The 11768-nt window shown below is 65.5% G+C and carries 11 protein-coding genes; 10 read left to right on the top strand and 1 reads right to left on the bottom strand.

Annotated features, from left to right (window positions below; all coding sequences use genetic code 11):
* Positions 1 to 29 precede the first annotated feature (29 nt).
* From NA5_RS23370 to NA5_RS23350, 5 genes are all read left to right on the top strand, one after another.
* Positions 30 to 1091 (top strand): fused (3R)-hydroxyacyl-ACP dehydratase subunits HadA/HadB, encoded by a 1062-nt coding sequence (locus tag NA5_RS23370; RefSeq protein ID WP_245672357.1) that lies wholly within the window; start codon positions 30 to 32, stop codon positions 1089 to 1091.
* A gap of 116 nt (positions 1092 to 1207) precedes the next feature.
* Positions 1208 to 2149 carry a Sco1979 family transcriptional regulator gene (locus NA5_RS23365; protein WP_062989575.1) on the top strand — a complete coding sequence of 314 codons (942 nt, stop codon included), beginning with the start codon at positions 1208 to 1210 and terminating at the stop codon, positions 2147 to 2149.
* 127 nt (positions 2150 to 2276) lie between these two features.
* A complete protein-coding gene (locus tag NA5_RS23360) occupies positions 2277 to 3119 on the top strand; it encodes an SAM-dependent methyltransferase (protein WP_062989573.1) in 843 nt (280 codons plus the stop codon).
* Positions 3120 to 3174: 55 nt separating this feature from the next.
* Positions 3175 to 3822 (top strand): TetR/AcrR family transcriptional regulator, encoded by a 648-nt coding sequence (locus tag NA5_RS23355; RefSeq protein ID WP_063813535.1) that lies wholly within the window; start codon positions 3175 to 3177, stop codon positions 3820 to 3822.
* Positions 3819 to 4427, top strand: a complete 609-nt coding sequence (locus tag NA5_RS23350; protein WP_062989571.1) for an Rv1733c family protein — start codon at positions 3819 to 3821, stop codon at positions 4425 to 4427. The genes NA5_RS23355 and NA5_RS23350 overlap by 4 nt, the downstream gene beginning before the upstream one ends.
* Before the next feature lie 203 nt (positions 4428 to 4630).
* Here the strand turns inward: NA5_RS23350 and NA5_RS23345 are convergent, their stop codons facing one another.
* Positions 4631 to 6181 (bottom strand): acyl-CoA carboxylase subunit beta, encoded by a 1551-nt coding sequence (locus tag NA5_RS23345; RefSeq protein ID WP_062989704.1) that lies wholly within the window; start codon positions 6179 to 6181, stop codon positions 4631 to 4633.
* A 392-nt stretch (positions 6182 to 6573) separates the two neighbouring features.
* On the opposite strand from NA5_RS23345, the gene NA5_RS23340 reads away from it, so the two are divergent.
* The 5 genes from NA5_RS23340 (at position 6574) to NA5_RS23320 (ending at position 11694) form a co-directional block, all read left to right on the top strand.
* On the top strand, positions 6574 to 7545 hold the full coding sequence (locus tag NA5_RS23340; RefSeq protein ID WP_062989569.1) for an RsbRD N-terminal domain-containing protein: 972 nt from the start codon (positions 6574 to 6576) through the stop codon (positions 7543 to 7545).
* Between the two features lie 44 nt (positions 7546 to 7589).
* Entirely contained in the window at positions 7590 to 8540 is a 951-nt protein-coding gene (locus NA5_RS23335) for an acyl-ACP desaturase (RefSeq protein ID WP_062989567.1), read from the top strand.
* Positions 8537 to 9547, top strand: a complete 1011-nt coding sequence (locus NA5_RS23330; protein WP_062989565.1) for an alpha/beta hydrolase — start codon at positions 8537 to 8539, stop codon at positions 9545 to 9547. The genes NA5_RS23335 and NA5_RS23330 overlap by 4 nt, the downstream gene beginning before the upstream one ends.
* Positions 9548 to 9631: 84 nt before the next feature.
* The gene (locus NA5_RS23325) at positions 9632 to 10510 is read left to right on the top strand and encodes an ABC transporter ATP-binding protein (RefSeq protein ID WP_062989563.1); all 879 of its coding nucleotides are present in this window, start codon (positions 9632 to 9634) and stop codon (positions 10508 to 10510) included.
* A complete protein-coding gene (locus NA5_RS23320) occupies positions 10507 to 11694 on the top strand; it encodes an ABC transporter permease (RefSeq protein ID WP_062989561.1) in 1188 nt (395 codons plus the stop codon). Before NA5_RS23325 ends, NA5_RS23320 begins: the two co-directional genes overlap by 4 nt.
* The last annotated feature ends 74 nt before the right edge of the window (positions 11695 to 11768 follow it).

Genomic DNA, 11768 nt, shown 5'->3' with positions numbered 1-11768 from the left:
CCTGGTGGTGGGGAGGCGATGTATGACACGTGACGTATTTGAGTGGATCCGAACAGGCAAGCGCGATGGTGGGGCGCCACTATCGGATGTCCGACCATTACGAGGTCGGGCGGGAGAAGATTCGCGAATTCGCCAGGGCGGTTCGCGGCTTCCATCCCGCACATTGGCATGAAGAGGCGGCGTGGGCACTCGGCTACGACGGGCTCATCGCACCGCCCACCTTTTCCTCGATCATCTTGCTGCTGCTCCAGCACAAGATGTTCGATTCGGTGCTGACCGGTTACGACATCAGCCAGGTGCTGCAGACCGAGCAGAGCATCCGGGCGCACCGGCCGCTCGTCGCCGGTGACCAACTGCGCTGCGACACCTATGTCGAATCGTTTCGGCAATTCGGCGATATGGATTTCATGGTCATCCGGAATGTGTTCACCAACCAGTACAAGGAGCTGCTGCAGACCGCGCACACCACCGTGGCGGCGAACACCGGCGCCGAGGTGGCCACCGAACTGGTCACCGCTGTCGACGGCGTCATCATGAGCGGCGAGGCGCTGTCCCAGCGGCAGCACGCGACCCGGCGGCCGGAGCATGCCTTGGACGGTGGCATGGTCGAATGCTTCGACGAGGCGTTGCCCGATGGCGGTGTGGACGAGACCCCGGTGCGGATGCCGTGCGGCATGGAGTTCGACGAGCTGCGCGTCGGTGCCGAACTGCCCACCCGCGTCCTGCCGCTCTCGCGCGGTGATCTGGTGAATTATGCTGGGGTATCGGGTGATTCGAATCCGATCCACTTCAGCGAGCATGTCGCGGTCGCCGCCGGACTGCCAGGTGTGGTCTCGCACGGCCTGCTGACCATGGGGCTCGGCGCGAGCTATCTCACCGACTGGCTCGGCGATCCAGCCGCGATCAGCGAATACGGTGTGCGGTTCGCCGGATTCGCCCCGGTCTCGGCGACCCGGCAGAGCGAGATCGAATTCCGCGGCCGCGTCAAGGCATTGGATCCGGATCGCCGCGCGGCGACCATCACGCTCACCGCGATCTCCGACGGTCGCAAGCTGTTCGGCCGGGCAACCGCGGAGGTGCTACTGCGCTGAACCGACGATGCCGGACCGAAGATATTTGGAAATGTACTTGCAGATGTGCGAATGTTTGTGGAAATGGGGCATTTTGGTTCTAGTCGGTTGCGGCAATTCCATGGCAGACTTGTCGAATGCGTGCTTCGGAAGTGCGGCATTCATTTTCCGGCAAGAACCCTGCTGCCGACGGTGGGCCGACGGTACTGCGGATGATGCTCGGCAGTCGGATGCGACGGCTGCGCGAGGCCTGTGACATCTCCCGCGAGGATGCGGGCGAGGCGATTCGCGGTTCGCATTCGAAGATCAGCCGACTCGAGTTGGGCCGCACCGGTTTCCGGGAACGCGATCTACTCGATCTGCTTACGCTCTACCGGGTCACCGACCCGGAAGAGCGCGAGGAGTTCAAGGAGCTCGCGCGCCAGGCCAACGCCTCGGGCTGGTGGCATCGCGATAGCGACTGGTTGCCCAAGTGGTTCGACACCTATCTCGGACTCGAGCAGGCCGCCAAGCTGATCCGCGGCTACGAGCCGAGGGCGGTGCCCGAACTGCTGCAGACCGCCGACTACGCGCGGGCCTTGCTATCGATGGCGCATCCGACCGAATCGGCGGAGGCGATCGCCCGGCGCGTCGCACTGCGGTTGCGCCGTCAAGAGATCTTGCGTCGCCCGCATCCGCCGCAGTTGTGGCTGATCGTCGAGGAGGCGGCGCTGCGCAGGCCGATCGGCGGGTCGACGGTATGGCGTGCCCAGCTCGAGTATTTGCTGCGCATCGCCGAGGAGCCGCACATCACCTTGCAGGTGCTGCCCGATCATGTCGGCGGTCCGGCGTTGGCCGATGGCGCGTTCACCATGTTGCGCTTCACCGAAGCCGATCTGCCCGACATCGTCTATCTGCAGCAACTCACCAGTGCGCTGTATCTGGACAAGACCGCCGACCTCGACGCGTATCGCGCGGTGGCCAATCAACTGTCGGTTCATGCCGCGCCACCCGAGTACACTCCTGGATTGCTGCGCGCCCTGTGTGAACGGCACCCCGAGACGCTCGATCATCCAGCGGCGCCCGGCGATTCGCGGTGATCCGTCGAAACAATAAGCGGGACAATCGAACTCGGCGTGCCACGCCTGGTTCGTCAAGTGCGTACGGTGTGATGCCGGGTCTCATACGATAGGAAACGCACAGGTCCCGTGGACGAAGGTGTTGACAATGACCGACGATGCTGCGCCCCCGACTCGGCTCGACCGGGAGATTGATCAGAGCAAACCGAGTATCGCCAGGGTCTATGACTATCTGCTCGGCGGTAAGGACAACTATCTGGTCGATCAGGAGGTCGGTGACCACTTCAAGGTGAACCTGCCCGGTTCGGTGGCGATCGCCTTCACCAGCAGGCAGGCGTTGATCCGCGGGGTGCGCGATATGGCCCGCACGGGTATGCGGCAGTTCATCGACTTCGGCAGCGGCCTGCCGACCGCCGACAATGTGCATCAGGTAGCCAAGCGGCATGCCCCCGACGCCCGGGTGGTGTACGTCGACAACGATCCGATCGTGCTCGCACACGGCCGCGCCCTGCTGGCCACCGATGAGAACACCACGGTGATCCAGGCCGATGCCCGCGAGCCCGAATCCATCCGCGATCACCCGGATGTCACACGGCTGATCGATTTCGATCAGCCGGTCGGCGTCATCTTCAGTTCGATCCTGCACCACTTCAACGACGACGAGGATCCGGCCGCCGTGGTGCGCTTCTGGAACGACCAAATCCCTTCCGGCAGTTACGTATTCATCACGCACTTCCGCTCCGGCCACAATCCCGAGACCGCCGCCGCCGAACAGAAGCTGCAGGCCACCTTCGGACGCGGCCGCTGGCGCGATACCGAGGAGATCCGCGGCCTCTTCGGCGATCTGGAAGTCCTCGAACCCGATATCGTCCCGTCGGCGTTGTGGCGACCGGATGCGCCCGCGGGTGAGGCGGCATCGGTCGGCACCGTCGGCCGCGAGCTCACCGTCTGGGAGCAGCTCATCGTCACCGGGCTGGCGCGAAAGCCCTGATGCGAATCACAGCGAACTAATGTCCCGATGGGACAATAGGGCGTAGACTGCCGATATGGGTATCGACGACGAAGTCGACCTCGACGGCCGTCGGCTGCGTACGCTCCGCAGTCGCGCGGCAATGTCGCGCGCCGCATTCGACCTGCTCAACGAGCGCGGGTTGGATTCGGTGGCCGTCGAGGACATCGCGGAGCGCGCCGGGGTCACCAGGCGGACCTTCAGTCGTCATTTCTCCTCCATCGAGGAGGCCGTGCTCGGTGAAATCGACCAGGACGTACACCTGTTCAACGAGGCGCTGTGCCGCCGCCCCGCGGGCGAATCGCCGCTGGTCGCCTACCGCAATGCCCTGCACGATTGGCTGGCCGCCGAACATACCGGACCGAGGGCGGCGCGCCTGGCCCGGCGCTGGGCCCTATTCCAACGCTTCGAGGCGGAACCGACACTGGCCGCGGGCTATCAGCGCATCCGGCTGGACGGGCAGCGCGAATCCGTGCGGATCATCGCCGCCAGACTCGGCGTCGATCCCGCCGTTGACCGGCGCCCGGAGGCGGCCGTCGCGGCCGGGACCGGGCTGCTCATCGCCGCCCTGCAGGCTTGGGGCGCGGGCACCGACACCGACGGATTACCCGATCTCATCGACACATTCTTCGACACCCTTCACGGGCTGACAGCTGAATTCCAGAGCGAGGTGTCATCGTCATGACCGCAGCAACCGGGTCACCGAGCGTCGTCCGCCGCACCTGCCGCCGGGTCGGCCTGGACCGAAATCCGATGCGCCGCCGCGAGGATCGTCTCCAATTGGCGGTCGCCGCGATGCTCACGCTGTTGTTCCTGATCATCGCCCCGCTGCTGTCGATGGCGGTGGGCGGCCGGGTCTATCAGACCGAAGACCGCATCGCGCGGGCCGAGGCGGCGCGGTTGCACGAGGTCGACGCGACCGTGATCGAGGTCGGCAAGGCGCCGCTCTACGCGCCCATCACCCCGGCTCGGGTGCAGTGGCGCGACGCCGCCGGTGTCACCCACACCAGCGACTACCAGGCCACCGGATTGGTGAAAGCCGGTGCCTCGGTGAAGATTTGGCTCGACGGCTCGGGCAAGGTCACCGAGCCGCCGTCGAGCACCCGGGCGCTGAGCAAGGCATTGCTGATCAGTACCGGCATGGTCTTCGGGATCGCGGTCTGCTTCGGCTGCGGCTACGCACTGCTGCGCCGCGCGCTCGATCGACGTAGGGCCCGGTTGTGGGAGACCGAATGGGCCACGGTGGAACGCATCTGGGGCAACCACGGGACGCGTCCGGATCAGGCCTAGTGTGCGAGTGCGGCGCGCCCACCCGGAGTGGGTAGGGACACTCCCGATGGGCACGCCGCGTACCCGGCTGTCGTGCGGCGAACACGGGATCGGGCACCGATGACGTTAGGGCACAGCGGTATCGGGCCGCGCGTCGTGCGACCCAACATCGGACATCGCACGACCGCTAACCGTTTGCGCTGTGACACGACACAAATGGGGCACTAGACCGGGAAGAGGCTGTGCTTGCGCGGATTGTGCTTGCGCACCGCGCCCTTGTCCCGAAGCAGGCGCAGCGCCCTGCGGATCTCCAACCGGGTCTGCGAAGGCTCGACCACGGCATCGATGTAACCGCGTTCGGCGGCGGTCCACGGGGTGGCCACGGTGGCGTTGTAGAAATCGATCATTTGCTGGCGCACGGTGGCGCGCTGGTCGGGCGGGGTCGCCTCCAGCTGCCTGCGGCCGATGATGCCGACCATGCTCTCGGCGCCCATCACCGCGATCTGTGCCGTCGGCCAGGCCAGGGCCAGGTCCGCGCCCAGCGGCTTGCAGCCCATCACCGCGTAGCCGCCGCCGTAAGCCTTGCGCGTCACGATCGAGACGATCGGCACGGTGGCCTCGATGACCGCGCGGAAGAACCGGCCACCGCGCTTGATGACGCCATTGCGTTCCTCTTCGAGACCGGGCAGCACACCGGGGGTGTCGACGACGAAGATCAGCGGCAGACCGAAGGCGTCGCACAGCCGGATGAAATATGCCGCCTTATCCGAGCACAGTCCGTCCAGTGCGCCGCCGAGCACCTGCGGCTGATTGGCCACCACGCCGACACTTCGACCGTCGACCCTGGCGAATCCGGTGATCAGATTCTGGGCGGTACCAGCGCTGACCTCGTGGAAATCGCCGTCGTCGAAGATGCGCAGCAGCACCTCGTGCATGTCGTAACCGGACCGATCGGAATCCGGAATGATCGAGTCCAGCTCGAGGTCGTGGGCGGTGGTCTCCGGTTCCAGGCCCGGATTCACCACCGGAGCCTGCTCGAGGCAGCTCGACGGCAGGTAGCTCAGATAGCTGCGGACCCAGTCGAAGGCGGCCTGCTCGTCGGCGGCGACGTGGTGCACAGTGCCGTTGGCCTGCAGGGCGGCGGCGCCACCGAGATCGTCGGCGCTGACCACCTCGCCCGTCACGCCCTTGATGACCTCCGGGCCGGTGACGAACATGTACGACTTCTCGGTCGCGACCAGCACATCCATATTGACCGGGCCATAGACCGAACCGGCCGCGCATTTGCCGAGCATGACCGCGACCATCGGCACGAAGCCGGACAGATCCTCCTGGCGTCGGCACATCAGTGCGTACCAGGCCAGCGAGGTCACCGCCTCCTGGATGCGAGCGCCGCCGGAATCGTTGATCGACACCACCGGGCAGGCGTTCTCCTGCGCGAATTCCATTGCGGCGGCGACCTTTCGGCCGAACATCTCGCCGACCGAACCGCCGTATACGGTCTGGTCGTGGGCGATGACGACGACCGGTCGGCCGTCGATGTAGCCGCGGCCGGTGACCACACCGTCGCCGTACATGCCCTCGGTGCTGCCCGGCTGGCGCACCAGCGCGCCCATCTCCACGAAGGAGCCCTGGTCCAGCAGCATGCGCACGCGCTCGCGCGCACTCGGTATGCCCTTGGTCTTGCGTTTCGCGATACCGGTCTCGCCAGCGGGTTCCTCGGCGAGCTCCAGGATATCCCTGAGTTCCTCCAGCTTTTCTCGCGTGCCGCTCATATGGTCGTATGCCATCCTTCGAACTCGTCGCCATGCGCCGTCCGGGGTCACCGAACGGTACAAGGCGCTCGATGCTATCGGGCACACGACCCGCAGCACTGGATACAAAACTTTGTCCGGGACAGCTCACCGGTGCTGTCCTCGATGCCGTCGGTGGATCGTCGTCGGGCGTTACAGCCGCTGAGCCGGGTGGCGCACCCACGTCGATGTCCCCGCCGGGAACACGGCCGCACCGACCATATCCGATCAACTGAATTACCGGAAATATTGCGACCGAGAAACGCTCCGCTGCTTGTGATTTCGCCCAAGCTTGTCGGCAGAGTGTGATGACTTTCCTAATTACCGGCCAGGTATGCGATTTGTCCGCCGATCACCGCTAGCCTTTCAGAGTCATGGTAGGCAAACAGGCTGGTTCGGGCAGCGAGAGCCTGGAATCGAAACTGGTCGAATATTTGATTTTTCAGGCCGGGCGCACGCAGCGTGAAGATCTCGGTACTATCACGCGCACCTGCCTGGCGGAGGCCGCTCGAGTATTGGAACCGCGGTTGGCTCCGGTCCCCGATCTGCCTGCGGTGATCACCGGATCGGCCGCGCGGTGGGCACGGGAGGGGGTAGCGCTGGAAACCGTGCTCGACGCCTATCACGACGGTGTGCACGTCGGGCTGGAATTTCTCGCCGAACACGCGGCGGACCAGGATGCCAACCAGGTGGCGGCCGCGGCGGGATTGATCGTGCGGGTGTTGGAAATAGTGACGACGGCGACCTCGACGGCTTATCTGGACGAACACCGCCAGGTCGCCCGGGAACAGCAGACCGCCGCGCAGACACTGGTATCAGCGCTGCTCAGTGGGCACGGCGTCGCACGGCTGGCCGGACGCGCTGGTGTCAGCGTCGCCGCGTCGTACCAGGTCGTCGCCGTCGCGATTCCCGCGCATCCGGACGAGCGAAGACCCGGACTCGGTGCACCGTCCGCGGCTCGCCGGAAGCTGCGCCGGGTGCAGGCGGCGCTGGCGATGCCGCTCGGTTCCCGGGCGCTGTCGCTGCTGTCCGACGACGGCGGCACGGTCCTGGTGCCGATCGACGAGATATCGGCCATGACACCGCTCGCGCTCACCCCGGACGTGCTCGAGCTGGTCAGCGAGGCCGCCGAGGTGCCGCTGACCGCGGTGGTGGCCTCCGGTGAGACCGCCCGGATTCCCGAATTGGCCGGGTCCGCGCAGGAACTGCTCGCCCGACTCCTCGCCGAGGGCCGTCCGCCGGGGCTGTATCGGCTGGCCGATCTGCCGAGTTGTGACGGCTTCCAGCCTGGTCGTCGACCCGTCGTCAGCTCGCCCAATGAACGACGAATCACTCGATCGGCCTGAACCAGCCCGCCTATCTTCGGTTCAGAGGTAACAAAGGAGCACGTGTGACGACCGCCATGACCGATCTCGATATTCTGCGCGAACTGGAGCCCGTCGCCGAATGTCATCTCGATGAGCACCTGCGCAAGGCCAAGGCGTGGCACCCACACGATTATGTGCCGTGGGACGACGGTCGGAATTTCGCGGCCATGGGCGGCCTCGATTGGGCTCCGGAACAATCGAAGCTGTCGGAGGTCGCGCGGATCGCCATGGTGACCAACCTGCTCACCGAGGACAATCTGCCATCCTATCACCGGGAGATCTCGGAGTCGTTCTCGCTGGATGGTGTCTGGGGCACCTGGGTCGGGCGCTGGACGGCGGAGGAAAACCGACATGCGATCGTCATGCGCGATTATCTGGTGGTCACCCGCGCGGTGGACCCGATGGCCCTGGAACAGGCCAGAATGGCGCACATGACATCGGGTGTCGCGAAACCGGAGAAAGGCCCGCAGTTCCTTCGCTCGGTCGCATATGTGACACTGCAGGAACTGGCGACCAGAATAAGTCACAGAAATACCGGCGCCGCCTGTAATGAGCCCATCGCCGAGCGTATGCTGCAACGGATTGCCGCCGACGAGAACCTGCATATGATCTTCTACCGCAACCTCAGTGCCGCCGCCCTCGACCTCGCACCGAACGAGGCCGTGCGCGCGATCACCGATATCGTCACGCGGTTCCAGATGCCCGGACTCACCCAGCCCAACTTCCGGCGAAACGCCGTCGTACTGGCCAAGAACGGTATCTACGACTTGCGCCAGCACCTCGATGTCGTGCTGCGGCCGGTGCTGCGCGCCTGGAATGTCTTCGAGCGCACCGATCTGTCCGACGACGGCGAACGCGCCCGCGACGAGCTCGGCGCCTTCCTCGACGAGTTGGCAATCAAGGCAACGCGTTTCGAGGAGCAGCGCGACCGCGTCGCGGCCAGACAGGCCGAGCGGGCCGCCGTCGTACCATGAGTTTTCGAGCGCCGATCACCGCGGCGGCGATGGCCCTCATCGCCGCGCTGACAACCGTGCCCGCACTCGCGGATCCGCCCGCGGTCGATCCGGGCATGACACGGACCGGAACGATCAGCATCGAGTCGGTCGGGCCGCGGCACGAGCGTTTCGCCATCGCGTCGGCCGCCATGCGTCGGGTCATTACGGTGGATGTCTTGCGCGGCAGCGGTTCTGGACCGCGTCCGGTGCTGTATCTGCTCGATGGCGTCGACGGCGAGGCGGTATCCGGCTGGCTGAGCAAGGGGCGTGCGGCGGAGTTCTTCGCGGATAAACCGGTCGATGTGGTGTTGACCAGCGGTGGCACCGGGAGCATGTACAGCGACTGGATGCGGCGCGATGCCACCCTCGGACTCAACCGGTGGGAGACTTTTCTCACCGCCGAGCTGCCGCCGATCATCGAGTCGTATTTGAAAACCGATGGGCGGCGGACGATCGCGGGTGTGTCGATGGGGGCGCAGGCGGCCATGATGCTGGCCCAGCGATATCCCGGGCGATACCTTGCGGTCGCGGGGATGAGTGGATGTTATTCCACCGCGGACGATCTCGGTCGGGCGGTCACCACTATCACCGTCGCCTCGCGCGGCGGCAATGTCGAAAATCTCTGGGGTCCACCCGGATCGCCGGAGTGGAGTGCGCACGACAGCCTGCTCGGCGCTGCACAGCTGCGCGGCACCACGATCTATCTGTCCGCGGCGACCGGCCTGCCGACCGATGCCGACCTCGTCGGGGTTTCGCGCGCGTCCGACCTCGTCGAAGCCTTGAAGACGGCGGGCGGGGGTCTGGCTCTCGAAGCCGGTGCGCGCTCGTGCACCGAGCGCTTCGCCGCACGATTGGCCGAGCTGAATATCCCGGCCGACGTCGACTACGCCCCGACGGGCATGCACACCTGGCCCGACTTCGAGGCCCAACTGCCGCGCGCGTGGCGCGTGCTCGCACCGGCGCTCGGCCTGCCCGACCCGCACTGATTCGCGACACTTGTCAGCTGGTGAGTCTTGCCTCGGTGTGTCGCGTCGGTAGGGTTGGGGCAAATCGACGCCAACGGAGATTCGATGCTGGAAGTCGCGCACCTGGTGCGCCGGTTCGGGGACAAGGTGGCGGTAGACGATGTGTCGTTTCCGGTGCTGCCCGGTGCGCTGACCGGATTCGTCGGCGCCAATGGCGCGGGTAAGACCACGACGATGCGAATGATCATGGGGGTATTGGCGATTCACGGCGGGGAGGTCCGGTGGCGGGGGCGGCCGGTGACCGTCGCGGATCGACGTTCGTTCGGCTATATGCCCGAGGAACGCGGCCTGTATCCGAAGCAGCCGGTGCTCGATCAGCTCGTCTACCTCGCGCGGCTGCGCGGACAATCGGCCACCGAAGCCAAGAGGCACGCGGCCGAACTATTGGATCGGTTCGCGCTCGGGGATCGTGGGAAGGACAAGCTGGAGTCGCTTTCGCTCGGTAACCAGCAGCGCGTGCAGATCGCGGCGGCGGTGATCGCCGAACCGGATGTGCTGATACTCGACGAGCCGTTCTCCGGTCTCGATCCGGTCGCCGTCGATTCGATGGCGTCTCTGCTGCGGGAATATGCGGCGCTGGGGGTGCCGGTGCTGTTCTCCTCGCATCAGCTGGATCTGGTCGAGCGGTTGTGCGATCAGTTGGTGATCCTCGCGGCCGGTCGGGTGGTTGGGCAGGGTGCGGTCGAGGAGTTGCGCGCGGCGGGCGGGACGCGCTACCGGTTGGTGCTCGGCGGGGATTCCGGGTGGCTCGATGCGTTCGCCGGGGTGCGCGTGCTCGAGCGCAATGGGTCGGGTGTGCTGTTGGAACTGACCGATGCGAGCACCGATGAATTGCTCACCGAGGCGTTGACGCACGGTTCGGTCCGGGAGTTTGCCGAGGTACGGCCGTCGGTGGCGGAGATCTATCGGGAGGTGACGGCATGAGGGAGGAGTCCGCGCCGCGCGGGGTGTGGCGGATCGTCGCCGAGCGTGAGGTCGTGGTGAAGTTGCGCGATCGGAACTTTCTCATCTCCACCGTCATCACCATTGTCGCGATTGTGGTCTCGCTGGCCATCAGCGGATACGTCAGTAGCCGAACCGACAAGGTCGAGGTCGCGAGCACGGGCGCGGGGGCGGATCAGATCATCGCGACCGCGAACAGTCTTGCCGAAAGTGCCGATAAGAAGGTCACTTTCACGCCGCATCCGCAGGCCGATGCGGCCGCCGTGGAGCGACAGGTGCGTGAGGATGCGGTCGATGTCGGTTTGGTGCCCGCCGGGTCAGGAGAGTGGCGACTGGTCGGCAAGGCTGGGCAAGACGACAATGCCGCGACATATCTGACGGCGGCGGTCCGGCAGATTGCGGTGCAGCGCAATGCGATTGCCGCTGGCACCTCGATGGAGGCTTTGAGTCGCGGTGGCGTGGTCGCCTACGATCTGCTCGAGCCCTCCGCAGTCGATCCCGGTCTGGCGAAGGTGGTTTCCATTGTCTTCGCATTCCTGTTCTATATGGCCTCGTTGCTGTTCGGCATGTCCATCGCGCAGAGCGTGATCGAGGAGAAACAGAACCGCATCGTGGAAATCCTGGCCAGTGCGATTCCATTGCGGCAGTTGCTGATCGGGAAGGTGATGGGTAATACGGTCATGGCCTTCGGACAGCTCGCGCTCTTCGTCGGCGCCGGGCTGATCGGTTTGGAATGCACAGGCAAGGGCGACCAGGTGAGCGAAATCGCCGCTGCCGCAGGCTGGTTCATCGTCTTCTTCGTCGTCGGGTTTCTGGCTCTTGCCAGCCTGTGGGCGGTCGCCGGATCGCTGGCGACCCGCAGCGAGGACATCCAGTCCACCGCGACACCGTTGTCATTGCTCATCATGGCGGTGCTGTTCGCCGGAATCTTCCTGTCCGGCACCGCTCGGGTGGTCGCGTCCTATGTGCCCTTGGTCTCCATTGTCGCCATGCCCGCCCGCCTGGCCGAAGGCACCGCGTCCTGGTCGGAACTGCTGATAGCCCTGGCCCTCATGGCGGCCGCGACCTACGGGATCGTTGTCATCGCGGAGAAGATCTACCGCCGCTCCCTGATGCAAACCCAAGGGCGACTGACAATCCGACAGGCGCTGAAGATACAGGACTGACCGCCGAGCGTTGCCCACGGCATGTCCTTGGACAAATGACCACCATGTGCTGGTGTTATCGGTCTCTCGGCCGA

The organism is Nocardia anaemiae NBRC 100462 (genome assembly GCF_001612725.1).
Taxonomy (GTDB): Bacteria; Actinomycetota; Actinomycetes; order Mycobacteriales; family Mycobacteriaceae; genus Nocardia; species Nocardia anaemiae.
Note: the sequence above shows the minus strand (reverse complement) of the source record. Positions and strands in the feature narration are given on the sequence as shown.

What these genes read in the sequence shown, in the direction of transcription:
- NA5_RS23365 (WP_062989575.1), top strand. Translation starts at nt 1,208, where the DNA reads ATGCGTGCTTCGGAAGTGCGGCATTCATTTTCCGGCAAGAACCCTGCT.
- NA5_RS23360 (WP_062989573.1), top strand. Translation starts at nt 2,277, where the DNA reads ATGACCGACGATGCTGCGCCCCCGACTCGGCTCGACCGGGAGATTGAT.
- NA5_RS23355 (WP_063813535.1), top strand. Translation starts at nt 3,175, where the DNA reads ATGGGTATCGACGACGAAGTCGACCTCGACGGCCGTCGGCTGCGTACG.
- NA5_RS23350 (WP_062989571.1), top strand. Translation starts at nt 3,819, where the DNA reads ATGACCGCAGCAACCGGGTCACCGAGCGTCGTCCGCCGCACCTGCCGC.
- NA5_RS23345 (WP_062989704.1), bottom strand. Translation starts at nt 6,181, where the DNA reads ATGAGCGGCACGCGAGAAAAGCTGGAGGAACTCAGGGATATCCTGGAG.
- NA5_RS23340 (WP_062989569.1), top strand. Translation starts at nt 6,574, where the DNA reads ATGGTAGGCAAACAGGCTGGTTCGGGCAGCGAGAGCCTGGAATCGAAA.
- NA5_RS23330 (WP_062989565.1), top strand. Translation starts at nt 8,537, where the DNA reads ATGAGTTTTCGAGCGCCGATCACCGCGGCGGCGATGGCCCTCATCGCC.
- NA5_RS23325 (WP_062989563.1), top strand. Translation starts at nt 9,632, where the DNA reads ATGCTGGAAGTCGCGCACCTGGTGCGCCGGTTCGGGGACAAGGTGGCG.
- NA5_RS23320 (WP_062989561.1), top strand. Translation starts at nt 10,507, where the DNA reads ATGAGGGAGGAGTCCGCGCCGCGCGGGGTGTGGCGGATCGTCGCCGAG.